Source organism: Pseudoalteromonas sp. Bsw20308, from assembly GCF_000310105.2.
Classification (GTDB): Bacteria; Pseudomonadota; Gammaproteobacteria; order Enterobacterales; family Alteromonadaceae; genus Pseudoalteromonas; species Pseudoalteromonas fuliginea.
The window spans coordinates 1-24,812 of record NZ_CP013138.1 but is presented as its reverse complement, the minus strand read 5'-3'; the positions used below and the strand labels follow the sequence as shown (position 1 = coordinate 24,812).

The following is a 24,812-nucleotide window of genomic DNA, read 5'->3' as shown; positions in this document are numbered from 1 at the left end:
TGTGCTTGCTTTAAATTAAAAATGCAACGAAAAATTTAACTCGGTTACAATCGACTGGTTAAAATATAGCTGGTTTGGTGCTAAGGTGGTTGAAAAGTTTTTATTCACTACTTTAATTTTTTATTAAAGGACATTATGAAAAAATATTTATTAAGCATTGCGGCAGCTGCATTCATTTTCCCTCTTCATTCTGCCGAGGCAAGTATTGATAACGATGCATTTTTAGATGCTGAAAAAAAAGTCCGTCATGGAAGTTATCAAGATTTTAAACAAGCGGTTAGTAACCTTAACCATCCGTTAAAGCCGTATGTTGAAAAAACGTATTGGCAACGACATCCTAATATTAAATACCAGTCAGAAATAGAAAACTACTTAACTATTTATCAGCATACGCCCCTTGAATGGCCGGTGCGTAAAGCATGGTTAGCGTATTTAAAAAAGAAAAATAAAAAAGCGGCATATATTAATAATTACCGTGAAACATCAAATACAGAGCTTACGTGCACTTATTTGGATTTTCAGCTTGATTTAGGTGCACCTGAAAAAGCAATACTAAATCAAGTAACCGATCTATGGACTGTCGGAAAGTCGCAACCGCAAGAGTGCGACGGGCTTTTTTCAGTGTGGCGTAAAAAAGGTTACATGGATAAAGAAACTGTTTGGCAGCGAATTACGCTTGCAGCCGAAGGTGGCAAGCAAAGTTTATTACCTTACTTAAAAACGTTATTACCTAAAAATGAGCGCTACTTGGCTGATTTATATCTAAAGGTGCGTCGAGACCCTAGTGCTTCTGCTGGTTTATATCGATACAAAAAAAAGTCAGCTAAAGAAGGGCAAATAGCAATTTATGGTGTTAAGCGTTTGGTTTGGCGCGATAAAGCACTCGCTTTAAAAGCATGGGAAAAGATAGAAAAAATATTTAAGTACAGCGACGAAGAAAAAGCGGATGTCTATTACACCTTTGCGTTGTCACTTGCTTCAAGTGGGCATAAGCAAGCGAGTTTTTGGCTAAATAAAGTGCCAAAAGAGCGACTAGACAGCAAGCTTATTCAATGGCAATTGGGCAATATGCTCAAAACCCAAGATTGGGAGGGGATTGCTGCATTTTTTACAGGGAAAGAAAATTTAAGCCTCGGCCAGCAATATTGGTTAGCTTATAGCTATGCACAACGTGGCGAGCAGCAAAAAGCAGACGATATTTGGAAAAAAGTAGCGACTAATCGTGATTATTATGGCTTTTTAGCTGCCGCACGCTTGGGGTTGCCAGTTGATTTAAATAATGAGCCTTTAATAGTTGATAAGGTACTGGTAGATAACGTTAGTAATGCCCCCGGCTTTAAACGAGCAAAAGCGCTTTATGATCTTGAGCGCTTCACGTCGGCTCGCCGTGAGTGGAATTACTTAACTGATACCTCTAGTGATGAAGAAAAGCTAGCTGCATCACAACTATCTACAGATTTAGGCTGGCACGACAGTACCATTTTTACTTTAGCAAAAATTAAAGCGTGGGATAACGTAGAGCAACGTTTTCCGTTTGCGTTTCAAGATGTATTTGAACGCTACAGTAAACGCAGCAAAATAGATGTGGCCTGGAGTATTGCTATTGCAAGGCGTGAAAGCTCTTTTGCCCCTGATGCACGCTCTCACGCTAATGCACGTGGTTTAATGCAATTATTGCCAAGTACGGCCAAATATGTAAATAAAGGCAGTGTGTCGAGTAATCGATTATATCAGCCTAAAACAAATATTAGGTTAGGTACCAGTTATCTACAGTATTTAAAAAAGAAGAACCATGGCAACGAAATACTAGCAACGGCTTCATATAATGCAGGGTATCACCGCGTTAAACGCTGGCTACCTGATGAGGCTATTCCGGCTGAATTATGGGTGGAGCTTATTCCGTATCGTGAAACCCGTGATTATGTAAAAAATGTGTTTGCGTATCGTCAGGTTTACCATACTAGAATGGGCCGAGAAGGAAATGTTCTCGCGCCATTGCTTCAAATGAAAATGGGCGGTTAGTAAATATAAGTTTAAAGTGGGGGGGATATTTACATGCTAGATACCCCCTTTTTTGAGCGCTTTGCGGATAATACCAATTTTATTAAAACATGATCATTCTAGCGCATTAAATAACTCAATAACTACGTTAAAAATTATTTATATAGAACAACTATGTATCATAATTTTAGCCTTGTTATTAAGCTATTTTCTTATCGCTATAATAGATCATTAATTTAATGCAATTGGTATAAGTGGTAGACTCAGAGCAAGTTAAATTTAACAGATGGATTAACAATGGATAAATTAGCCGTTTTATACGCCGAACATATTGCAACACTGCAACAGCGTACTCGTACAATTTGTAATAGCGAAGGGTTAGAAGGATTAGTAATTCATTCAGGCCAAGCTAAGCGCCAGTTTTTAGATGATATGTATTATCCATTTAAAGTTAATCCACAGTTTAAAGCATGGTTACCGGTTATTGATAATCCTCATTGCTGGATTGTGGTAAATGGTAGCGACAAGCCAAAACTCATATTTTACCGTCCAGTAGATTTTTGGCATAAAGTGCCAGACGAGCCTCGCGACTTTTGGGCCGAGTACTTTGATATAGAGCTACTACTTCAGCCTGATCAAGTAGAAAAGTTATTACCATACGATAAAGCTAAATATGCTTACATGGGTGAATACATTGAAGTAGCGCAAGCCCTTGGTTTTAGTATTATGAACCCTGAGCCTGTACTTAACTATTTTCATTACCACCGCGCTTATAAAACGCAGTACGAACTTGAATGTTTACGCAACGCTAACCGCATTGCAGTAGATGGGCATAAAGCTGCACGCGATACATTTTTTAATGGTGGTAGCGAGTTCGACATTCAGCAAGCGTATTTAATGGCGACACGCCAAAGCGAAAATGAAATGCCGTACGGCAACATTGTTGCGCTTAACGAAAACTGCGCTATTTTGCATTACACGCACTTTGATCCAAAAGCGCCACACACTCATAACTCATTTTTAATTGATGCCGGTGCAAACTTTAATGGTTATGCCGCTGATATTACTCGTACGTATGATTTTAAAAAGCAGGGCGAGTTTGCTGAGCTTGTACAAGCGATGACAGTTCAACAAATCGAGTTAGGTAAAGGTTTAAAGCCGGGTATGCTTTATGGTGATTTACACGTTGAATGCCATAACCGTATCGCACAAATACTCAGTGACTTTAAAATTGTTAACCTACCCGCGACAGAAATTGTTGAGCGTAAAATTACCTCTACTTTCTTCCCGCATGGACTAGGGCATCACCTTGGTTTACAAGTGCATGATATGGGCGGTTTTATGAGTGACGAAAAGGGCACACATCAACCATCGCCTGAAGGGCATCCGTTCTTGCGTTGTACTCGCCTGATCGAAAAAAACCAAGTGTTTACTATTGAGCCTGGTTTATACTTTATTGATTCACTGCTTGGTGATTTAGCACAAACCGATAATAAGCAGTTTATTAACTGGGAAAAGGTAGAGTCATTTAAACCATTTGGCGGCATTCGTATTGAAGATAACATTATTGTTCACGAAGATAGCCTAGAAAATATGACACGAGATTTAGCGCTCGATTAATTCTAGTTAACACCAATTAGTTTATACACGTTAAAATACGTACATTATTTAAAGGGGCCTTTTGGCCCCCTTTTTACAAGTTTAAAATATGTCTGAATATAAATACCCTGCTGCTGACGTTTTTCATCAAGAAGAAATTAAAAAAAGTACGTTTATAGTTCACATTGCACACACCCCCGATTTAAATTCAGCTAAAGCATTTATTAAAAGCATTGAAGAAAAGTATAGCGATGCGCGTCATAACTGTTGGGCACATGTGGCAGGCAACCCCGGTGGCAGCCATGTTTATGGTTTTTCGGACGATGGTGAACCAAATGGCACTGCAGGAAAGCCTATGTTAAATGTGCTGGTGGGTTCAGGCCTTGGCGAAATCACAGCTGTCGTCACACGTTACTTTGGCGGCATAAAATTAGGCACTGGCGGACTAGTACGTGCTTATGGTGGCTCACTAAACAATGCGTTAGTGAAGTTGCAAACAGTGCTTAAAGTTCCCAGTGTTGAAATTACAGGGAGTAGCGAGTACAGCATGCAAGGCGCGATTGAGCAGTTATTAAAAACAAAGTATCAAGTGCTTAATATTGATAAGCAATTTACTGCTAATATTGAATGGGTGATTACAATAGATAGCCGCGAAGCGCAGCAAGCAATCAAAGATATTTTTGATTTAAGTCACGGCGCAGTTGAGTTAACGATTAAAGAGTAATAACCTACACAAATTGCATGTAATGCATATTCACTCTATTTAATTTGGTTGATACTACTCAACCTGAATTTACTAATAATAAAAGCGATAAGCTAAATGCAATTTCGTACCATCATAAAAATTCTTGGCCAACTCGTTGCGCTGTTTAGTATTACCATGGTGCCCCCAGCACTGGTGTCTTTAATATATAAAGACGGTGGTGGTGTTCCTTTTGTTTTAGCATTTATCTTTAGTGTTGTTATTGGCATGATGGCTTATTACCCAAACCGTCATGAAAATGGTGACTTAAAAGCACGTGAAGGCTTTTTAATTGTTGTTTTGTTTTGGTTGGTACTTGGGGCATTTGCATCGTTACCGCTTATATTTTTACAAGAACCGAATTTATCGCTCGCTGATGCGGTATTTGAAGCATTTTCTGGCTTAACAACCACAGGCGCTACAGTGCTTACCGGTATTGAGTATTTACCCAAATCGGTGTTGTTTTATCGCCAGCAACTCCAGTGGTTTGGCGGTATGGGTATAATAGTACTCGCCGTCGCTATACTGCCTATGTTAGGCGTGGGTGGTATGCAGTTGTACCGCGCTGAAATTCCAGGCCCGGTAAAAGATTCAAAAATGACTCCACGGATTGCTGATACAGCTAAGCATCTTTGGTACATTTATGTGTCGCTTACGTTGACATGTATGCTCGCTTATTGGGCGGCAGGAATGAGCTGGTTTGATGCTATCTGCCATGCATTTTCTACAGTGGCGATAGGCGGCTTTTCTACTTATGACGCATCGATAGGTCACTTTGATAGCCCTGTCATTAACTTTATTTGTGTATTCTTTTTAATTATTGCTGCAATTAATTTTTCGCTACATTATGCCGCTGTATCGAGCCGAAACGTAAGAGTTTATTTACGTGACCCTGAATTTAAAGTTTTCCTATGCATTCAGCTTGCACTTGTAGTTATTTGTTTTACGGTGCTTTCGTCAAATGAAATATATGCTAATGGCGACGAAACCCTCGATCAGGCTTTATTCCAAGCAGTATCAATGAGTACAACGGCAGGTTTTGCTACTGATAACTTTTCAACATGGCCTTTGTTTTTACCTATTTTACTTATATTTTCGAGCTTTATTGGTGGCTGTGCAGGCTCTACCGGTGGTGGTATGAAGGTCGTTCGCGTATTTTTACTTTATTTGCAGGGCGTGCGTGAGCTTAATCGTTTGGTGCATCCTCGTGCTATATATTCAATTAAGTTGGGTCGAAAGGCGTTGCCAGATAAAGTGGTAGAAGCTGTGTGGGGCTTTTTCTCTGCTTATGCGCTGGTGTTTATTATTATTATGTTAGCGCTTATGGGCACGGGTATGGATAACATAACGGCGTTCTCTGCCACTGCTGCTTGTTTAAATAATTTAGGTCCAGGTTTGGGTGATGTAGCATCGCATTATGGCGCGATAACTGATGGCGCTAAATGGTTACTTACTATTGCGATGGTGTTTGGCCGGTTAGAAATATTTACTTTACTTGTGTTATTTACGCCAACGTTTTGGCGTGGATAAAGCCAACTGTTTTATTTAAAAAATACATTACAAGGGAGAGAATATGCCAATAAGCAATCTTAATAATATAATTATTGGCAGCTTGGTCGACCTAGAAATTTTAACGCCTACCAGTAGTAAACGCATTAAGACTGAGATGGTGGGATTACTTGATGATAAATTTATCATTTTAAATTATCCAAGCTCAAAACGCTTACCTGCGGCAAGTGATTATTTACGTGACGGTATAACCGTTGTCGTGAGGGCTTTAATAGAAGGCTGCGGTGGGAAAGTAATTGCGTTTCGTCAGAAAATTATGTCTATTTCTTCTCATCCGGCTCGGCTTATTTTTATAAACTTTCCTGAACAGGTTCAGTTATTTAGTTTGCGTTCGCAAACGCGTATCCCTACTTTATTACCTGCAAAGCTAAAACTAAGTGACGACAGAGTACTCGAAGGTGTTATTAAAGATATCTCATTAACGGGAGTTATGTTTGATGTTAGAGGTAATAAAGAGCTTGAAAGTATAAAAGATATGCAATGTACTATTATGCTAGATAGCAGTGCGCAAAATTTTGAAGGCGAAGTGTGTAGCGTTAAAGAGCATGATGCGGGGATCAGATGTGGTATTAAACTATTAGCCAGTGAAGATGAAATGAATACCTTTATGAAAGAGCACTTTATTGATCCCTCCATGCTCGAATTCGAAGTCGGTTAAAAGAGATTTCGCTATTTTGCAACAAAATAGCGATTGCCTGCTTTATAGATGAAAATTATTTGGTTATTATTTTTAATAATTAAATAAATAATATAAAACAGTAACTTAAAATAATAAAAGATTACCGTAATCTAATTTCATGTAATAAACCCAACCCAAATAAAGCTAAATTTTTGCTTTAAACCTCATCTAAAATATCTAAATTCATAATTTGTGGTTTTTTAATCTAAATTAACCTCTTGTTTTTATGGTCTATTTTGTTTTTTCATATCGCTGTGTTGCTAAAAAGCAACAGGAAAGCACTTGAAATTTATCCATATCACGATTTTATACTGTTAACCAAATGAAAAATAACAGCTTTTAAAAGTTGGCACCTAAGTTGTAATAGTCATGGTGTACTGAACTTAAGCGTGATTTAAAGTAAGACACCTTAATCGCACACACATAAATTTGAAGGATACATATTATGAAACGCATTAATAAAGCACTAGCACTTATTGCTATTGCATCTTCTTCAGCCGCTTTTGCTGCAACAGACTTTGATACACTTGATGTAGACGGCAGTGGCACAATTAGCCAAGCAGAAGCATCAGTAGATGCAAAGTTAATGAGCATGTTCTCAGAACTTGATACTGACCAAAATGGTGAGTTATCAAAAGAAGAATTTTCAGAAGCTTAATTAACAAGTATTTATCCTGAGTTGCCAAAGACAACCTAAGTAGGCAAGGAGCTTACGAAAGAGGGTAACAAGGAAGTGAAAAATTACGTTTAAGCTAAACGAAGCAACTTTTTTGATAGAACATTGAAGGATTAAACTATGAAACATTTAAATAAAGCACTGGCACTTATAGCTATAGCGTCTTCTTCAGTTGTATTTGCAGCATCAGACTTTAATAGCCTTGATATAGATGGTAGCGGCACAATTAGCCCAAGTGAAGCGGCAGTCGACACCGATTTAATGGCTGAATTTATCGAGCTAGATACCGACGGTAGCGGTGAGCTTTCTAAAGAAGAGTTCGCTAATTACTAGTTAACCAGAGTTCAGGTTAATTAATCTTTTTTCAGATTAAACATTTTTCACAGTCAGGGATCTTTGAAAAGGACTTCCTCTTTATTATTTAGGAAATTATTATGAAAACATTAAACACAACACTGGCCGTCATCATTTTAGCATCGTCGTCAGCTGCGTATGCCGCCGTTGATTTTGCCTCTTTTGATATCGATAGTGACGGGGTTATCACCAAGCAAGAAGCGCAAGTTAACGCGCAGTTAGTGAAATTATTTGATGACTTAGACACTGACGGGAATGGTGAGCTTTCTAAAGAAGAGTTTGCAAAAGTACAGTAACTCTAAAATGATAATTAACACGCGATTATCAACGATTAAAGCCGCCTTCGCCAGCGGCTTTTTATACGTCATAAGACTACAAAAATATAGCACTTACCTGAAATAGTTTTTCTACCACATTAATGTGTTTTTTATCGATTAAAAACATAATAACGTGATCGCCTGACATAATAATGGTGTCGTCATGAGCAATGAGTACGTCGTCATTTCGTACAATTGCCCCAATCGTTGTACCTGCAGGAAGTTTTATATCTGCAATAGCACGGCCAACCACCTTTGATGTATTCTCATCACCATGGGCTACCGCTTCAATCGCCTCTGCTGCACCTTTGCGTAATGAGTAGACGTTAACAATGTCGCCACGACGTACATGTGTTAGTAATGCCGAAATGGTGGCTTGTTGAGGAGATATGGCAATGTCTATTTCTCCCCCTTGTACTAAATCAACGTAAGCACCACGCTGAATAAGTACCATTGTTTTTTGTGCGCCCATACGTTTTGCAAGCATGGCTGACATAATATTTGCTTCATCGTCATTGGTTACGGCAATAAATACATCAACTTGATCAATATGCTCTTCTGAGAGTAATTCTTGATCTGATGCGTCACCACAAAATACAACTGTGTTATCTAGCATTTCTGAGAGTTGCTCAGCACGCTCTTTGCTACGCTCAATTAATTTAACTGTGTGGTTTTTTTCAAGTGAGCGGGCAAGGCCCGCGCCAATGTTACCGCCACCCGCTATCATGATTTTTTTGTAAGAACGTTCAAGTTTTTGTAGTTCGTTCATTACTGCGCGTATATGTTTTGTAGCGGCAATAAAAAATACTTCGTCATCGGCTTCAATGACCGTTGTACCTAGTGGTTTGATTGCTTTACCTTGGCGGTAAATAGCGGCAACACGGGTTTCTACATTAGGGATGTGTTCTTTAAGTGCAGACAATGCATAACCGACGAGTAAACCGCCATAATAGGCTTTCACTGCAACTAACGAGAGCATGCCATCGGCAAACTGCAATACCTGTAATGCGCCAGGGTAGTCGATTAAGCGACGAATGTACTTGGTCACGAGTGCTTCTGGGGCAATGTAATGATCGATTGGCAAGTCGTCGTTCTGAAAAAGTTTCTCGCGGTATTTTAAATATTGCTCTGAGCGAATACGGGCAATTTTAGTGGGCGTTTTAAAAATACTGTACGCCACTTGGCATGCAACCATGTTTACTTCATCTGAACTGGTTACTGCAATAACCATATCGGCGTCTTCAGCTCCAGCTTGACGTAATACATCAGGATGCGCACTGTGTCCTACTACACCTTGTAAGTCGTACTTATCTTGAAGTTCACGTAATCGGTTACCATCTATATCAACGACTGTAATTTCATTCTGTTCGCCTACTAAATTCTCAGCGAGTGTTGCGCCTACTTGGCCAGCACCGAGTATGATTATTTTCATTATTTACCCGTGTTATAAGTAGCAATTAAGAGCCATTTTTAAATTATAAAAATGGCTAATTTACAGTTCATTAATTTTAGATTTTTTTAACTAGCTTAGCGTAATAAAATCCATCGCTTTCGCCTGGCAGTAGCTGTAATCCTGGCATTGTAACGGTGTCTTTATCATGCAGAGGAATATGCTCTGCATCGTCATTATTAGCTAAAAACTTAGCTACTTGTTGCTGATTTTCTTGTGGAAGAACCGAGCATGTAGCGTATACCAATGTACCACCTGGTTTCAGAAGCGGCCAAATACTATTGAGTATATCGCCTTGAAGAGCGGCTAAGTCAACAATGTCAGATGCGCGACGAAGCCATTTTATATCTGGATGGCGACGGATTACACCAGTGGCCGAACAAGGCACATCAAGCAAAATACGATCAAATAATTTTTCGTCCCACCAAGTATGTGGTTGCGAGGCATCACCACATTGTAGGTCTGCACCTAAGCCAATACGGGTAAGGTTTTGCTTAACACGTTCAAGTCGAGTTGAGTCGCTATCGAGTGCAAGTACGTCTGCGTCAGCAAGTTCTAATATGTGACAGGTTTTTCCGCCAGGTGCTGCACAGGCATCTAAAATAGTGTCATCTGCTTTAGGTTCTAAAAAGCGTGCTGCAAGTTGTGCTGCGGCATCTTGTACTGAACATGCACCTGTATCAAACTCTGGTAAGGAAAATACATCGCGTGGTTTAGCGAGCTTAATTCCGTCTATAAAGTCAGGATTTAAGGTATGTTCAATATCGTTCGCCGTTAGCATATCGCTGTATTCTTGCGTGCTATATTGTGCTTGATTCACACGTAACCACATAGGTGCTTGTTGTTGGTTTTCTGCAAGTATGTCTTCCCAGCTATCTGGGTAGGCCTCTTTTACTTGTTTGATAAACCAATTAGGGTGGTTGTATAAACACACAGGGATAAGCTTCGCTTTTTCTTCAAGCTCAATTTGCTGGCGTTGAAAACTACGTAATATAGCGTTAATAAGCCCTTTTAAACCTAAAGCACGTAATTGAGCAAGTGCATTTACAGTTTCAGATATTGCTGCGTGCGGCGGTACACGCATGTGTTGTAGTTGATAAATACCTACATATAATAAAAATTGAAATATTCTGCGTTTACCTTTTAGTGGATCTTCCACTAAATGTTGGCAGTAGTTTTCAAGGCTAGGTAAGTAGCGTAAAACGCCATAACAAATTTGTTGTAGTAGCGCTTTGTCTTTTGGTGGTAAGCCTTGGCTAGCAAATGGCAGTTCTTGATTAAGCGAAGCGCCTTTATCAACTACGTTATATAAAGTTTCAGCGGCAAGCGCTCGTACGTTTTGAACATTACTCATTGTTTTCGCCTAATACTGTGCCAGGGGTAACCCAGTCACTACGACCATTTAAAAAATCGTTAATTGCCATTGGTTTTTTACCTTGCGGTTGTAATTGCGTAATACATAAAGCATGTTCACCACACGCCACTATTACGCCATTTTTGTCGCTTGATAAAATTTGCCCAGGATTACCTGATTGCGAGGTAACCTGCGCTTGATAAATCTTTACTGTTTGCCCACTCATTTGAGTAAAGCACACAGGCCATGGGTTAAAAGAGCGAATGTTTCGCTCAATTTGCAGCGCACTCATGGACCAGTCTATATTAGCTTCCTCTTTAGAAAGCTTTTTAGCGTAGTTAGCAAGTTCATCGTTTTGAGGTTCAGGCGTGATCTCACCATTAGCTAATTTATTAATGGTTTCAATTAACGCATCTGGACCTAGCTCAGCAAGCTTGGTATATAAACTAGCGCTAGTTTCTGTCGTGCTAATAGGGCAGCGGCTTATATGTAGCATATCGCCGGTATCTAGCCCTTCATCCATTTGCATTATTGTTACGCCGGTTTGTTCATCACCTGCCCAAATTGCGCGTTGAATAGGTGCAGCACCGCGCCAGCGCGGTAATATAGAACCATGCACATTTAAACAACCTAAACGTGGAGCTTCTAAAATAGCTTTAGGTAAAATTAAGCCATACGCTACAACAATCATAATGTCGGCATTTAAGCTTGTTAGCTCTGCTAGTGCTTCATCATTTTTTAATGACTGTGGCTGAAAAACCGGTAAGTTGTGCTCAAGCGCTAGCGCTTTTACTTCACTGGCTTTTAATTTTTTACCACGACCGGCAGGGCGGTCTGGCTGGCTATATACACCCACTATTTGATGTTCGCTTTGTATTAGCGCTTGTAAATGACGTGCGGCAAAATCCGGCGTACCGGCAAATATAATGCGTAATGGTTGAGTCACTGAGTTTTCCTAAGGTGCTTATTACTGTTCTGCAAACTTGGCTTCTTTTTCAAGCTTTTTACGAATACGTTGGCGCTTTAATGGAGATAAGTAATCAATGAATAGCTTACCTTGAAGGTGATCTAGTTCATGTTGAATACAAATGGCCAGCAGTTCGTCTGCATCTAGTACAAACTCTTCACCGTTTTCGTTAAGTGCAGAGACTGTTACTGTTTCTGCGCGGTCAACTTTTGCATACGAGTTAGGTACTGATAAACAGCCTTCTTCGCTAATAGTTGAGCCATCTTTTTTGATGATTTGTGGATTAATTAATACCAGTGGTTCATCACGCTCTTCTGATACGTCAATAACAACAATTCGTTGATGAATATCTACTTGTGTAGCAGCAAGCCCTATACCATTTTCATCATACATAGTTTCCAGCATATCTTTAACAATTTGGCGTACTGTATCGTCAACTTGAGCAACTTCTTTTGCTATTGTACGTAAACGTTCATCTGGAAATCTTAAAACTTCTAACCTAGCCATAGTTACCTTTTTCACTTGTGCTTAATTTAGGGTATTGTATGCTCTTATTTTAGCCATTCACGTTCACCTTTAACAGGTTTTGGGCAATAATAATGAAAAAACAATACAAGGAAGCTCAATGAGATCCCCGTTAGTTGCAATCATGCTTGCATTAAGTGCTGCTTTTCCGGCAGTTGCAGATGTGTTGGAAATAAAAAAAGACGCGCCAAAACAGTATGTTGTAAAAAAAGGAGACACGCTCTGGGATATCTCTGGTATTTATTTAAATAAACCTTGGCTATGGCCAGAATTATGGCAAATGAATCCTCAAATAAACAACCCAAATCTTATTTACCCAGGGGATGCGCTAACATTAGTTTACGATGCAGACGGAAAACCTCGTTTAGTGATAAATAAAGCATACAGAAAGCTTTCTCCGCAGGGGCGTATTACCCCTAAAGGTAAAAATGCAGTTACAACATTGCCACTTGAACTAATTAAACCTTACTTGACGTATGAGCAAGCAATTAATAGCGATGAAATAGATAATAAGCCATATGTTTTGGGCGCAAATCAAAATACTAAAACACAGACACTGGGTCATATTTTATATATAAATGGTGATTTAAAATTAAATCAGGCTTACGCCATTTACCATAAAGGCGAACCTTATGTTGATCCTAAAACAAATACTGCACTAGCTAATAAAGCAAGCTTTGTTGGGGTGGTACGTGTATTTAGGCGAGGGGATATCACCAACGGTGTGCCAGCTTCAGTAAGGGTTGAGTCGGTTAAGCGTGAAATTAAACAAGGCGATTTTTTATTACCTCTAATGCAGGGACAAATGTTGCCAGCATACTTTAATATGCACCGACCTAAACAGCCTGTTGAAGGTGCGGTCATTGCTTCTGCTAATCACAGTCGGGAATTCAGCACGATGGACATTGTGGTGCTAAACTTAGGTTCAGAACAACAAGTAGAACCAGGTCACATATTAGATATTGAACGTCAATCACCAGGTGTAATTGATGGACGGCGAGGGCCTCGTTATCCTGAAGACTCCAGTAGCTTTGAAAAACTGGTATCAGACACCAGTGAGTTTTTAGGCTTAGAAGCAGACGAAAACAGTACCGTTTGGACTATGCCTAAAGAAAAAGTTGGTGAGCTAATTGTCTTTAAAGTGTATGACAAAGTAAGTTATGCATTAATAACTAAAAACCAGCACCCAATTCGCATTGGAGATATTGCAGTTATTCATTAAGAAGTAGCGAGTCGGTGCTCTAGGAGAGAGCATGGATCAGTCATCTGGCAAGCTAGCCCACTGGCTTGCCTTTTATATGTGTAAAGGGTTGGGTATAAAAACCCTTTTAGCACTATCTACAAACTATTCCCTTGGGTCGTTATTTGACTTATCTCATGACAAGCTTTTACAGCTTGGGCTAAGCGCTAATCAAGCGAGTAATTTACTCAACACCAATTGGCAACAAGTCAGTCATTATGAGCAATTAATAGCGCTGAACAACATTACTGTTGTCTGTATTTTTGATGCGCTTTACCCAGAAGATCTCCGGCAGATTGCCAGTGCGCCTTTATTACTCTTTTGCAGGGGAGATGTCTCGTTATTATCAACGCCACAAATTGCAATTGTTGGCAGCCGTAATGCTACCCCTACCGGGCTTGAAATAGCCTCAGAATTTGCATACGAGTTAACTTTGGCGGGTATTACAGTTACTTCAGGTATGGCGCGGGGAATAGATGGTGCCGCACATAAAGGCTCTCTTGCTGGTACGGGGAAAACCATAGCGGTGCTTGGTACTGGGGTTGATATTTACTATCCCAAACGCCATAAACTATTAACAGACCAAGTTTTAGAAAGCGGTTTGCTGGTGAGTGAGTTTTTACCAGGCACAGCTGCTCATGCGCATAACTTTCCGCGTCGTAATCGTATTATTTCTGGGTTATCGTTAGGAGTGCTTATTGTTGAGGCTGAAATTAAAAGTGGTTCGTTAATTACAGTACGCTATGCGCTTGAACAAAATAAAGAGGTATTTGCAGTACCGGGGTCTATTAAAAACCCGTTAGCGCAGGCAAGTCACTTTTTAATAAAGCAAGGTGCTAAGCTGGTAGAAAACGTGGCTGACATTCTTGATGAGGTGAGTTTCACTTACGACAATAATGTATGTAATAAAGAGCAGCCGATTCAAGCCAATTCTCAATGTGAGGTTTTAAATAGTATTGGCTTTGAAGTAACCAGTGTAGATGACATTGTGCGTCGTGCGCAGTGGCCAATAGATAAAGTACTTAGTAGGTTGCTCGATTTAGAGCTAGACGATCAGATTGAGCGCGTACTAGATGGTTATATTAAGTTAAGCGCAGGAAGGTAATATGTTTGATATTCTTTTGTATCTTTTTGAAAATTACATTCATAGCGAAGCGGATATATTTGCCGAGCAAAATGAGTTAACCGATGAGCTACTGCGTGCGGGCTTTCATAAGCCCGAGATATTTAAAGCACTCGATTGGTTAGAGCAATTAGCCGATTTACAACACAGCGACGAGTCTCCTTATCTTATTACTAACCCTAAAGATGCTGTGCGTATATTTACCGATAGTGAATGCCAAAGGCTCAGTGCTGAATGTCGTGGCTTTTTAATGTTTATTGAGCAAATAGGCGTAATCAATAATGTAACTCGTGAAATGGTAATGGACTGTTTAGCCTCTCTCGATAAAGCAACTATAAGCTTAGAGGATTTAAAATGGATTGTACTTATGATCTTATTTAATGTTCCTGGCTCTGAAGAGGCATATGAGCAAATGGAAGATTTGATTTTTGATGAACCCAGCGAACTTCTTCATTAGAGATAATTATCTTGATTGTACTCAAATTACTTAAACGGATAAGCACGGCATTGCTTGTATCTTTAAGTGGTTTGGGTATATTAGGCGAAAATTCACCAACCTATTAGGATCACCATGAGTAAAATCGACCATTCGCTTTTCTCGGCGAACAAGCACGCCCTCGAAAAAGAATACGAGATATGCCCACAGTGTGGTTCAGAGTTAGTGATCCGCAATAGTAAATCAGGCCCTTTTTTAGGATGCGCAAGTTATCCCAAATGCGACTTTATTAGGCCATTGGCACATCACGACAGCAACGAAATAAAAATATTAGAAGATTCAGCATGTCCTGAGTGTAGCAAACCGTTGGTGGTTAAAAATGGCCGCTATGGTATGTTTATTGGGTGTACGGGTTATCCAGAGTGTCATTACATTGCTAACGAAAATGAAGAAAAGCAAAGCGAAGATACTTTGCCTAGTTGCCCTAAATGCAAAAAAGGTCATTTAGTCGCGCGCAGTAATAAGTTTGGTAAAGTATTTTATTCTTGTGATTGCTACCCAAGTTGTAAATACACGCTTAATAATAAACCGGTTGAACATCCGTGTCCTGAATGTGATTGGCCTATCGTCATAGAAAGAAATATGGCAAACGGCATATTATTGCAATGCCCACAAAAAAGCTGCATGCATAAGCTCACCTCAACTGAATAACGTTTAATTATATCTGGAGACTACTTTGTCAGACCTTTCAAATACGCCCACTGCAATAACATGCTTAACGCAAGGCGAAGTTATTTTATACCCAACAGAAGCTGTATATGGTTTAGGTTGTGATCCAGATAATCAACAAGCCGTTGAAGCACTATTAGCTATTAAGCAGCGCCCGGTTGAAAAAGGGCTAATTTTAATCGCTGATAACTACGGACAATTATTAAAATACGTAGATGATGCAAAAATACCAATGGATAAACGCGCTGATATTTTTTCGAGTTGGCCTGCTGCAATTACATGGGTTATGCCTGCATCTAAAAATACGCCTAAATGGCTCACAGGGCAGTTTGATACCATTGCAGTAAGAGTAACAAACCATCCAACAGTAAAACGCTTGTGCCAAGAGTTTGGTAAGCCACTAGTATCAACCAGTGCAAACTTAACCGGTCAAGAAACGGTAATTAGTATTGATCAAGCCAAAGCGCAATTTACAGAACAAGTTGGCTTTTACGTTGACGAGGCGTTAGGTGGCAATACTCAACCAAGCACAATAAAAGACGCCATGACGGGCAAAATATTTAGAGGTTAATATGCAAAGCGAATTATTAGATCAAGTAAAAGCATACTTTATGGCTTTGCAAGACACTATTTGCAAAGGTTTGGAGGCTGCAGATGGCAGTGCTAAATTTATAGAAGATAACTGGCAGCGAGCAGAAGGCGGTGGTGGTCGCACACGTGTAACCACAAATGGTACTGTAATAGAGCAAGGTGGAGTTAATTACTCTCATGTATTTGGCGCCTCAATGCCTGGTTCAGCAACAGCACACAGACCAGAGCTTGCAGGGCGTAGCTTTCATGCGTGTGGTGTGTCGTTAGTTATTCACCCTAAAAACCCTCATGTACCAACAAGTCATGCCAATGTGCGCTTTTTTATAGCCGAAAAAGAAGGCGAAGAGCCAATATGGTGGTTTGGTGGCGGGTTTGATCTCACTCCTTTTTATCCAGTATTAGAAGACGTACAGCATTGGCATCAAGTTGCTCACGACATTTGTGCGCCATTTGGTAGTGAAGTTTATCCAAAATATAAAACATGGTGCGACGAGTATTTTTATTTAAAGCACAGAGACGAGACGCGCGGAGTAGGCGGTTTGTTTTTTGACGATTTAAACGAACTTGGTTTTGAAAAGAGTTTTGCGTTTATGCAATCGGTTGGTAATGGCTTTTTAGATGCCTATTTACCTATTATTGAACGTCGTAAAAATGACGAATACACAGAGCAACAACGTGATTTTCAGCTTTATCGTCGCGGACGTTATGTAGAGTTTAATTTAGTATGGGATAGAGGTACGTTGTTTGGGCTACAAAGTGGCGGGCGTACAGAATCTATATTAATGTCTATGCCACCACTTGCACGCTGGGAATATAATTATAAACCAGAACCAAGTAGCCCAGAAGCTAACCTATATCAGTATTACTTACGCCCGCAAGAGTGGTTAACTAGCCAGTCTAATGAATTAATCGCCAGAGAATGGCAATTATAACAATTACACAGTAATCAAAAAGGCGCTAATTAGCGCCTTTTTGCATTATGCTAAATATAAATTTAATGCTGATTGATCATGTGCGTTGCTAGTTGAGAGAATGATTGTTTTAATCCTTCACGTAACAACGGATTGTCTATTTCTATATCCAACGTTTTATTCATGCAGTACATCCACTGATCGCGCAATGCTTTGTCTACAGTAAAAGGCATATGGCGTTTACGTAGCATTGGCTGACCATGTTTTTCTGTAAATAGGTTTGGCCCGCCTAACCAACCAGATAAAAATTCAAAAAATACTTGGCGAATTCGATCTAATGGCAGAGGATGCATATCATATAACGGTTTAGCGTATTCATCTGACTCCATTATGTCGTAGAATCGATTAGAAATAGCACGCGCACCTTTCTCTCCACCTATTATTTCATACGGTGTTTTTTCAGGAGTAGGAGCCTGTTGCTCAGGAGCTGGCTTAGATTTAGAAAAAAGTCGTTTAATCATATTACTTATCATCGTTAATAGGCAGTATATAACTGCAAAGAGGTTGCTTTAAAATGGACAAATATGCGGTTTTTGGAAATCCAATTAAACATTCAAAATCCCCCACGATACATAAACAATTTGCTGTATCACTGGGTGAGCAAATCGACTATCGCGCAATATTAGCACCTATCGATAACTTTGAAAAAACAGTATTGTCTTTTTTTGAGCAAGGTGGTGTGGGTGCTAACGTTACAATGCCATTTAAAGAGCAAGCCTATGCAATGGCCGATGAGCTTACGCCATTAGCTAAAATTGCAGGGGCTGTTAATACATTAAAAAAACGAGATGATGGCACATTACTCGGAGATAACACCGATGGTGTGGGCTTTGTAAATGATTTACTTGCTAATAAAGTAGCCATAACTGATAAACGTATTTTAATTATTGGCGCGGGCGGTGCAGCTCGAGGCGTTATTTTACCTTTGCTAGAGCATAACCCTCAGGAAATAATAATCGTTAATCGCACAGCACAAAAAGCCAAAGAACTCGCAAAACTGTTTATTCAATATGGAGCTGTATCTGGTTTTGGTTTTGATGATTTACCAGTAAGCGATTACTCACTAATTATAAACTCTACCTCTAGCAGTATGAATAACGAACTTCCAGCTCTTGATGAAAAACACATAACTAACTGTGAAGTCGCTTATGACATGTTTTATTCACTGCAAAATACCATTTTTATGAATTGGATTGCACAGCATAATATTAACGCTAAGCTTTTAGATGGCAGCGGTATGTTAGTTGGTCAAGCTGCTCAAGCATATTATGTATGGCGTAATAAAATGCCAGAAATACTTCCCGTAGTGGATGCGCTCAAACAAGGAACGCTTAAATGAATCAGGCAATACAGTTTATAGATAGGCTCGAATTTAGAGAGCCCGATCATCAGCTAGTCTTTTTTGCACAAGTTAGTGGCATGCTGGTGGAATGCATAATAGAAGTAAATACACTTAAATTAACAGACGAAAGTCACGCAACAGAATATTTTGAACAGTATCGTTTTGATTATGAAGAACGTGCCGAGGAGCTTATCGAAGAAGAAAGCTATAACTCGGCAGGCCAAATTGAAGTAAGTTTATTAACTTAAGTTAGCTATTTCAGCTAAGTATTCATCTTTAAGTGACACATAGTTATCGGCAGATATTTTTAAAAAGGCAAGTTCTTGCTCTGTAAGAGGGCGGGCTTGCTTAGCCGGACTTCCTACATATAAGTAACCAGACTCTAAACGTTTGTTTGGTGGTACTAAAGAGCCGCCACCTATAATTACATCGTCTTCAACAACCACGTTATCCATAATAATAGCGCCCATACCTACTAGTATACGGTTTCCTAATACACATCCGTGCAGCATTACCTTATGACCAACAGTTACATCGTCACCTATAATAAGTGGATAACCATCAGGGTTGCTTTTAGTTGCACGAGATAAATGCAATACACTGCCATCTTGTATATTGGAGCGCTTACCAATACGTATATAGTTAACATCACCACGTGCAGCTACTAAAGGCCAAACACTACTATTATCACCTAAAGTAATATCACCAACCAAAACTGAAGACTCATCAATATAAACAGACGAATTAAACGAAGGTGTTATACCTTTATAAGAACGGATTGCCATATTTAGTACCTTTTAGATAATAGTTATTAGCTTTGAGTGTATCAGCAAGGTGATTTTTGTACCATACAGTGCACTGTTTGGTTACAAAACTATCAGTTTCAGGGTGTTTAGTTCAGATACTGACCGAACAGCATCTTTTTTTACTTTTTCTTTAAAAAAGTGCTTGCGTAAAAATCTGTTCTCCCTATAATGCGACCCCACTGAGACGGGAAACGCCGAAGCATAGCAAGGCATAAACTACTCAGAGAGTTAAATAAAACTTCGGTTTTAAATCTTCTAAAAAGAAAGTTTAAAACTAAGTGTTGACTCGAAAAATAAAGGGTGTATTATTCGCATCCCTTGAGACGCTAAAGCGAATCAAAACGTTCTTTAACAATATAAAGCAATCATCTGTGTGGGCACTCGTACAGATTGAGTTCTAACAGCCAACCTACTTCGTTCTTTATTGAGCAAGTAACGAGGCAAACAAATTAGAGTCTCAATTGAAAACTGAGTGACCAACAGAATAGTTATTTCGGTAATTATTCGGCACAGTCAATTCAATATCGAAAGATATTAAAAAATTCAGAATTCATTGAGCTGTCGAAAGACATAAAACTTTTTAATTGAAGAGTTTGATCATGGCTCAGATTGAACGCTGGCGGCAGGCCTAACACATGCAAGTCGAGCGGTAACAGAGAGTAGCTTGCTACTTTGCTGACGAGCGGCGGACGGGTGAGTAATGCTTGGGAACATGCCTTGAGGTGGGGGACAACAGTTGGAAACGACTGCTAATACCGCATAATGTCTACGGACCAAAGGGGGCTTCGGCTCTCGCCTTTAGATTGGCCCAAGTGGGATTAGCTAGTTGGTGAGGTAATGGCTCACCAAGGCGACGATCCCTAGCTGGTTTGAGAGGATGATCAGCCACACTGGGACTGAGACACGGCCCAGACTCCTACGGGAGGCAGCAGTGGGGAATATTGCACAATGGGCGCAAGCCTGATGCAGCCATGCCGCGTGTGTGAAGAAGGCCTTCGGGTTGTAAAGCACTTTCAGTCAGGAGGAAAGGTTAACGGTTAATACCCGTTAGCTGTGACGTTACTGACAGAAGAAGCACCGGCTAACTCCGTGCCAGCAGCCGCGGTAATACGGAGGGTGCGAGCGTTAATCGGAATTACTGGGCGTAAAGCGTACGCAGGCGGTTTGTTAAGCGAGATGTGAAAGCCCCGGGCTCAACCTGGGAACTGCATTTCGAACTGGCAAACTAGAGTGTGATAGAGGGTGGTAGAATTTCAGGTGTAGCGGTGAAATGCGTAGAGATCTGAAGGAATACCGATGGCGAAGGCAGCCACCTGGGTCAACACTGACGCTCATGTACGAAAGCGTGGGGAGCAAACGGGATTAGATACCCCGGTAGTCCACGCCGTAAACGATGTCTACTAGAAGCTCGGAGCCTCGGTTCTGTTTTTCAAAGCTAACGCATTAAGTAGACCGCCTGGGGAGTACGGCCGCAAGGTTAAAACTCAAATGAATTGACGGGGGCCCGCACAAGCGGTGGAGCATGTGGTTTAATTCGATGCAACGCGAAGAACCTTACCTACACTTGACATACAGAGAACTTACCAGAGATGGTTTGGTGCCTTCGGGAACTCTGATACAGGTGCTGCATGGCTGTCGTCAGCTCGTGTTGTGAGATGTTGGGTTAAGTCCCGCAACGAGCGCAACCCCTATCCTTAGTTGCTAGCAGGTAATGCTGAGAACTCTAAGGAGACTGCCGGTGATAAACCGGAGGAAGGTGGGGACGACGTCAAGTCATCATGGCCCTTACGTGTAGGGCTACACACGTGCTACAATGGCGCATACAGAGTGCTGCGAACCTGCGAAGGTAAGCGAATCACTTAAAGTGCGTCGTAGTCCGGATTGGAGTCTGCAACTCGACTCCATGAAGTCGGAATCGCTAGTAATCGCGTATCAGAATGACGCGGTGATACGTTCCCGGGCCTTGTACACACCGCCCGTCACACCATGGGAGTGGGTTGCTCCAGAAGTAGATAGTCTAACCCTCGGGAGGACGTTTACCACGGAGTGATTCATGACTGGGGTGAAGTCGTAACAAGGTAGCCCTAGGGGAACCTGGGGCTGGATCACCTCCTTATACGATTTAGAACTTATTTGTTCGTAGTGTCCACACAGATGATTGTTAATTAGTGCTTGTCCCTTTGGGATAACTAATTAATATGCTCTTTAAAAATTTGGAAAAGCTGATAATAAAATTCTGATGAATACATTGTATTTATCAAGAGTTTTCAAAAGTAAAAAAACAATGGTAGCAGTACCATTGAGTGCCATTTAGTTAACTCTTATGAGTTAATTGATTGGTATCTACTTTAGTATTCAATATTGACTTCTGGCGAAGTTAAACTGTCACAAAACAAAGACCCGTTTGGGTTGTATGGTTAAGTGACTAAGCGTACACGGTGGATGCCTTGGCAGTTGGAGGCGATGAAGGACGTATTAACTTGCGATAAGCCTAGTCAAGCTAGTAAAAAGCGCTTGAGACTAGGATTTCCGAATGGGGAAACCCACCTGCTTGCAGGTATCGTTAACTGAATACATAGGTTAACGAGGCGAACGCGGAGAACTGAAACATCTAAGTACCCGTAGGAAAAGAAATCAACCGAGATTCCGAAAGTAGCGGCGAGCGAAATCGGAACAGCCCTTAAGCTTATTATGTGTTAATGGAAGGCTGCTGGAAAGCGCCACGATACAGGGTGATAGTCCCGTACATGAAAAGACATTTTAAGTGAAATCGAGTAGGTCGGAGCACGTGAAACTTTGACTGAATATAGGTGGACCATCATCTAAGGCTAAATACTCCCAACTGACCGATAGTGAACCAGTACCGTGAGGGAAAGGCGAAAAGAACCCCTGTGAGGGGAGTGAAATAGAACCTGAAACCGTGTACGTACAAGCAGTAGGAGCCCACTTGTTGGGTGACTGCGTACCTTTTGTATAATGGGTCAGCGACTTATATTTTGTAGCGAGGTTAACCGAATAGGGTAGCCGTAGGGAAACCGAGTCTTAACTGGGCGAATAGTTGCAAGGTATAGACCCGAAACCCGGTGATCTAGCCATGGGCAGGTTGAAGGTTGAGTAACATCAACTGGAGGACCGAACCCACTAACGTTGAAAAGTTAGGGGATGACCTGTGGCTAGGAGTGAAAGGCTAATCAAACCGGGAGATAGCTGGTTCTCCCCGAAATCTATTTAGGTAGAGCCTCGGACGAATACTTACGGGGGTAGAGCACTGTTAAGGCTAGGGGGTCATCCCGACTTACCAACCCTTTGCAAACTCCGAATACCGTAAAGTAATATCCGGGAGACACACGGCGGGTGCTAACGTCCGTCGTGAAGAGGGAAACAACCCAGACCGCCAGCTAAGGTCCCAAAGTCATAGTTAAGTGGGAAACGATGTGGAAAGGCCCAGACAGCCAGGAGGTTGGCTTAGAAGCAGCCATCCTTTAAAGAAAGCGTAATAGCTCACTGGTCGAGTCGGTCTGCGCGGAAGATGTAACGGGGCTAAACTATGCACCGAAGCTGCGGATTCAGAATTTATTCTGAGTGGTAGGGGAGCGTTCTGTAAGCGGTTGAAGGTGTACCGGGAGGTATGCTGGACGTATCAGAAGTGCGAATGCTGACATGAGTAACGATAATGGGAGTGAAAAACTCCCACGCCGGAAGACCAAGGGTTCCTATCCCATGTTAATCAGGGTAGGGTAAGTCGACCCCTAAGGCGAGGCCGAAAGGCGTAGTCGATGGGAAACAGATTAATATTTCTGTACTCGATATAATTGCGATGGGGGGACGGAGCAGGCTAAGCAAGCATAGCGTTGGTAGTCTATGTGAAAGTGAGTAGGGCGTTTGTTTAGGTAAATCCGGACGAACATTAAACCTGAGACACGAGACGAGTCACTACGGTGATGAAGTTGCTGATGCCATACTTCCAGGAAAAGCCTCTAAGCTTCAGATTATATGGAATCGTACCCCAAACCGACACAGGTGGTCAGGTAGAGAATACTAAGGCGCTTGAGAGAACTCGGGTGAAGGAACTAGGCAAAATCGTACCGTAACTTCGGGAGAAGGTACGCTCCTATCTGTGATGAGACTTGCTCTCTAAGCGGACGGGAGCCGCAGTGACCAGGTGGCTGGGACTGTTTATTAAAAACACAGCACTGTGCAAAATCGCAAGATGACGTATACGGTGTGACACCTGCCCGGTGCCGGAAGGTTAATTGATGGGGTTATCCTTAGGGAGAAGCTCTTGATCGAAGCCCCGGTAAACGGCGGCCGTAACTATAACGGTCCTAAGGTAGCGAAATTCCTTGTCGGGTAAGTTCCGACCTGCACGAATGGTGTAACCATGGCCACGCTGTCTCCACCCGAGACTCAGTGAAATTGAAATCGCAGTGAAGATGCTGTGTACCCGCGGCTAGACGGAAAGACCCCGTGAACCTTTACTACAGCTTGGCACTGAACATTGAACCTACATGTGTAGGATAGGTGGGAGACTTTGAAGATGAGACGCTAGTTTTGTTGGAGTCAACCTTGAAATACCACCCTTGTAGTTTTGATGTTCTAACGTTGGCCCCTGAATCGGGGTTACGGACAGTGCCTGGTGGGTAGTTTGACTGGGGCGGTCTCCTCCTAAAGAGTAACGGAGGAGCACGAAGGTTGGCTAAGTACGGTCGGACATCGTACGGTTAGTGTAATGGTAGAAGCCAGCTTAACTGCGAGACAGACACGTCGAGCAGGTACGAAAGTAGGTCATAGTGATCCGGTGGTTCTGAATGGAAGGGCCATCGCTCAACGGATAAAAGGTACTCCGGGGATAACAGGCTGATACCGCCCAAGAGTTCATATCGACGGCGGTGTTTGGCACCTCGATGTCGGCTCATCACATCCTGGGGCTGAAGTCGGTCCCAAGGGTATGGCTGTTCGCCATTTAAAGTGGTACGCGAGCTGGGTTTAGAACGTCGTGAGACAGTTCGGTCCCTATCTGCCGTGGGCGTTTGAGAATTGAGAGGGGTTGCTCCTAGTACGAGAGGACCGGAGTGAACGAACCGCTGGTGTTCGGGTTGTCATGCCAATGGCATTGCCCGGTAGCTACGTTCGGAACTGATAAGCGCTGAAAGCATCTAAGCGCGAAGCAGGCCTCGAGATGAGTTCTCACTAGACTTTTAAAGTCTCTGAAGGGCCGTTGAAGACTACAACGTTGATAGGCAAGATGTGGAAGTGGTGTGAGCCATTAAGCTAACTTGTACTAATTACCCGTGAGGCTTAACCATACAACGCCAAACGCGTTTTATGTGATAGTGAAACA

General features: G+C 41.4%; 22 protein-coding genes and 2 rRNA genes. 18 read left to right on the top strand and 6 right to left on the bottom strand.

Annotated features, from left to right (window positions below; genetic code table 11):
* The first annotated feature begins 135 nt into the window (after positions 1-135).
* From D172_RS00120 to D172_RS00085, 8 genes are all read left to right on the top strand, one after another.
* The gene (locus D172_RS00120; RefSeq protein ID WP_007377642.1) at positions 136-2,022 is read left to right on the top strand and encodes a transglycosylase SLT domain-containing protein; all 1,887 of its coding nucleotides are present in this window, start codon (positions 136-138) and stop codon (positions 2,020-2,022) included.
* A 276-nt stretch (positions 2,023-2,298) separates the two neighbouring features.
* On the top strand, positions 2,299-3,621 hold the full coding sequence (pepQ, locus tag D172_RS00115) for a Xaa-Pro dipeptidase (RefSeq protein ID WP_007377641.1): 1,323 nt from the start codon (positions 2,299-2,301) through the stop codon (positions 3,619-3,621).
* Positions 3,622-3,709: 88 nt separating this feature from the next.
* A complete protein-coding gene (locus D172_RS00110) occupies positions 3,710-4,324 on the top strand; it encodes a YigZ family protein (protein ID WP_007377640.1) in 615 nt (204 codons plus the stop codon).
* A 96-nt stretch (positions 4,325-4,420) separates the two neighbouring features.
* Complete coding sequence (locus tag D172_RS00105) at positions 4,421-5,872, top strand: TrkH family potassium uptake protein (protein ID WP_007377639.1); 1,452 nt, start codon at positions 4,421-4,423, stop codon at positions 5,870-5,872.
* Between the two features lie 43 nt (positions 5,873-5,915).
* Complete coding sequence (locus D172_RS00100; RefSeq protein ID WP_007377638.1) at positions 5,916-6,569, top strand: flagellar brake domain-containing protein; 654 nt, start codon at positions 5,916-5,918, stop codon at positions 6,567-6,569.
* Between the two features lie 466 nt (positions 6,570-7,035).
* A complete protein-coding gene (locus D172_RS00095) occupies positions 7,036-7,248 on the top strand; it encodes an EF-hand domain-containing protein (RefSeq protein ID WP_007377637.1) in 213 nt (70 codons plus the stop codon).
* Between the two features lie 138 nt (positions 7,249-7,386).
* Positions 7,387-7,599 (top strand): calmodulin, encoded by a 213-nt coding sequence (locus D172_RS00090; RefSeq protein ID WP_007377636.1) that lies wholly within the window; start codon positions 7,387-7,389, stop codon positions 7,597-7,599.
* Positions 7,600-7,700: 101 nt separating this feature from the next.
* The gene (locus D172_RS00085) at positions 7,701-7,916 is read left to right on the top strand and encodes a calmodulin (protein WP_007377635.1); all 216 of its coding nucleotides are present in this window, start codon (positions 7,701-7,703) and stop codon (positions 7,914-7,916) included.
* Between the two features lie 76 nt (positions 7,917-7,992).
* On the opposite strand, the gene trkA is transcribed toward D172_RS00085, so the two are convergent.
* From trkA to def, 4 genes are all read right to left on the bottom strand, one after another.
* Positions 7,993-9,369 carry a Trk system potassium transporter TrkA gene (gene trkA, locus D172_RS00080; protein WP_007377634.1) on the bottom strand — a complete coding sequence of 459 codons (1,377 nt, stop codon included), beginning with the start codon at positions 9,367-9,369 and terminating at the stop codon, positions 7,993-7,995.
* Positions 9,370-9,445: 76 nt separating this feature from the next.
* A complete protein-coding gene (gene rsmB / locus D172_RS00075) occupies positions 9,446-10,741 on the bottom strand; it encodes a 16S rRNA (cytosine(967)-C(5))-methyltransferase RsmB (protein WP_007377633.1) in 1,296 nt (431 codons plus the stop codon).
* Complete coding sequence (fmt, locus tag D172_RS00070) at positions 10,734-11,687, bottom strand: methionyl-tRNA formyltransferase (RefSeq protein WP_007377632.1); 954 nt, start codon at positions 11,685-11,687, stop codon at positions 10,734-10,736. Before fmt ends, rsmB begins: the two co-directional genes overlap by 8 nt.
* A 21-nt stretch (positions 11,688-11,708) precedes the next feature.
* Positions 11,709-12,215 (bottom strand): peptide deformylase, encoded by a 507-nt coding sequence (gene def / locus D172_RS00065; protein WP_007377631.1) that lies wholly within the window; start codon positions 12,213-12,215, stop codon positions 11,709-11,711.
* Between the two features lie 118 nt (positions 12,216-12,333).
* Here def and D172_RS00060 point away from each other — a divergent pair, with 118 nt between their 5' ends.
* The 6 genes from D172_RS00060 (at position 12,334) to hemF (ending at position 17,284) form a co-directional block, all read left to right on the top strand.
* Complete coding sequence (locus D172_RS00060; protein ID WP_033031144.1) at positions 12,334-13,455, top strand: LysM peptidoglycan-binding domain-containing protein; 1,122 nt, start codon at positions 12,334-12,336, stop codon at positions 13,453-13,455.
* Positions 13,456-13,486: 31 nt separating this feature from the next.
* A complete protein-coding gene (gene dprA / locus D172_RS00055; RefSeq protein ID WP_007377628.1) occupies positions 13,487-14,578 on the top strand; it encodes a DNA-processing protein DprA in 1,092 nt (363 codons plus the stop codon).
* 1 nt (position 14,579) lies between these two features.
* The gene (locus D172_RS00050) at positions 14,580-15,053 is read left to right on the top strand and encodes a DUF494 family protein (protein ID WP_007377627.1); all 474 of its coding nucleotides are present in this window, start codon (positions 14,580-14,582) and stop codon (positions 15,051-15,053) included.
* Between the two features lie 114 nt (positions 15,054-15,167).
* Positions 15,168-15,743 carry a type I DNA topoisomerase gene (locus tag D172_RS00045; RefSeq protein ID WP_007377626.1) on the top strand — a complete coding sequence of 192 codons (576 nt, stop codon included), beginning with the start codon at positions 15,168-15,170 and terminating at the stop codon, positions 15,741-15,743.
* 25 nt (positions 15,744-15,768) lie between these two features.
* A complete protein-coding gene (locus D172_RS00040; RefSeq protein ID WP_007377625.1) occupies positions 15,769-16,332 on the top strand; it encodes an L-threonylcarbamoyladenylate synthase in 564 nt (187 codons plus the stop codon).
* Position 16,333: 1 nt separating this feature from the next.
* Positions 16,334-17,284 (top strand): oxygen-dependent coproporphyrinogen oxidase, encoded by a 951-nt coding sequence (gene hemF, locus D172_RS00035; protein WP_007377624.1) that lies wholly within the window; start codon positions 16,334-16,336, stop codon positions 17,282-17,284.
* Between the two features lie 62 nt (positions 17,285-17,346).
* Here the strand turns inward: hemF and D172_RS00030 are convergent, their stop codons facing one another.
* Complete coding sequence (locus D172_RS00030) at positions 17,347-17,784, bottom strand: group II truncated hemoglobin (protein WP_004335148.1); 438 nt, start codon at positions 17,782-17,784, stop codon at positions 17,347-17,349.
* A gap of 53 nt (positions 17,785-17,837) precedes the next feature.
* On the opposite strand from D172_RS00030, the gene aroE reads away from it, so the two are divergent.
* Together aroE and D172_RS00020 are read left to right on the top strand one after the other, a co-directional pair.
* Entirely contained in the window at positions 17,838-18,662 is an 825-nt protein-coding gene (aroE, locus tag D172_RS00025) for a shikimate dehydrogenase (protein ID WP_007377623.1), read from the top strand.
* A complete protein-coding gene (locus D172_RS00020; protein ID WP_007377622.1) occupies positions 18,659-18,913 on the top strand; it encodes a DUF1488 family protein in 255 nt (84 codons plus the stop codon). The genes aroE and D172_RS00020 overlap by 4 nt, the downstream gene beginning before the upstream one ends.
* Here the strand turns inward: D172_RS00020 and D172_RS00015 are convergent.
* A complete protein-coding gene (locus D172_RS00015) occupies positions 18,905-19,450 on the bottom strand; it encodes a gamma carbonic anhydrase family protein (RefSeq protein WP_007377621.1) in 546 nt (181 codons plus the stop codon). The genes D172_RS00020 and D172_RS00015 overlap by 9 nt on opposite strands.
* A gap of 602 nt (positions 19,451-20,052) precedes the next feature.
* Between D172_RS00015 and D172_RS00010 the strand changes: the two genes are divergently transcribed.
* Positions 20,053-21,587 (top strand): 16S ribosomal RNA (locus D172_RS00010).
* Between the two features lie 299 nt (positions 21,588-21,886).
* A 23S ribosomal RNA gene (locus D172_RS00005) occupies positions 21,887-24,777 on the top strand.
* The 16S and 23S rRNA genes sit together here, the layout of an rRNA operon.
* Positions 24,778-24,812: the final 35 nt, after the last annotated feature.

Coding starts and splice junctions, on each gene's coding strand:
- D172_RS00120 (WP_007377642.1), top strand. CDS start 136: ATGAAAAAATATTTATTAAGCATTGCGGCAGCTGCATTCATTTTCCCT.
- pepQ (WP_007377641.1), top strand. CDS start 2,299: ATGGATAAATTAGCCGTTTTATACGCCGAACATATTGCAACACTGCAA.
- D172_RS00110 (WP_007377640.1), top strand. CDS start 3,710: ATGTCTGAATATAAATACCCTGCTGCTGACGTTTTTCATCAAGAAGAA.
- D172_RS00105 (WP_007377639.1), top strand. CDS start 4,421: ATGCAATTTCGTACCATCATAAAAATTCTTGGCCAACTCGTTGCGCTG.
- D172_RS00100 (WP_007377638.1), top strand. CDS start 5,916: ATGCCAATAAGCAATCTTAATAATATAATTATTGGCAGCTTGGTCGAC.
- D172_RS00095 (WP_007377637.1), top strand. CDS start 7,036: ATGAAACGCATTAATAAAGCACTAGCACTTATTGCTATTGCATCTTCT.
- D172_RS00090 (WP_007377636.1), top strand. CDS start 7,387: ATGAAACATTTAAATAAAGCACTGGCACTTATAGCTATAGCGTCTTCT.
- D172_RS00085 (WP_007377635.1), top strand. CDS start 7,701: ATGAAAACATTAAACACAACACTGGCCGTCATCATTTTAGCATCGTCG.
- trkA (WP_007377634.1), bottom strand. CDS start 9,369: ATGAAAATAATCATACTCGGTGCTGGCCAAGTAGGCGCAACACTCGCT.
- rsmB (WP_007377633.1), bottom strand. CDS start 10,741: ATGAGTAATGTTCAAAACGTACGAGCGCTTGCCGCTGAAACTTTATAT.
- def (WP_007377631.1), bottom strand. CDS start 12,215: ATGGCTAGGTTAGAAGTTTTAAGATTTCCAGATGAACGTTTACGTACA.
- D172_RS00060 (WP_033031144.1), top strand. CDS start 12,334: ATGAGATCCCCGTTAGTTGCAATCATGCTTGCATTAAGTGCTGCTTTT.
- dprA (WP_007377628.1), top strand. CDS start 13,487: ATGGATCAGTCATCTGGCAAGCTAGCCCACTGGCTTGCCTTTTATATG.
- D172_RS00050 (WP_007377627.1), top strand. CDS start 14,580: ATGTTTGATATTCTTTTGTATCTTTTTGAAAATTACATTCATAGCGAA.
- D172_RS00045 (WP_007377626.1), top strand. CDS start 15,168: ATGAGTAAAATCGACCATTCGCTTTTCTCGGCGAACAAGCACGCCCTC.
- hemF (WP_007377624.1), top strand. CDS start 16,334: ATGCAAAGCGAATTATTAGATCAAGTAAAAGCATACTTTATGGCTTTG.
- D172_RS00030 (WP_004335148.1), bottom strand. CDS start 17,784: ATGATTAAACGACTTTTTTCTAAATCTAAGCCAGCTCCTGAGCAACAG.
- aroE (WP_007377623.1), top strand. CDS start 17,838: ATGGACAAATATGCGGTTTTTGGAAATCCAATTAAACATTCAAAATCC.
- D172_RS00020 (WP_007377622.1), top strand. CDS start 18,659: ATGAATCAGGCAATACAGTTTATAGATAGGCTCGAATTTAGAGAGCCC.
- D172_RS00015 (WP_007377621.1), bottom strand. CDS start 19,450: ATGGCAATCCGTTCTTATAAAGGTATAACACCTTCGTTTAATTCGTCT.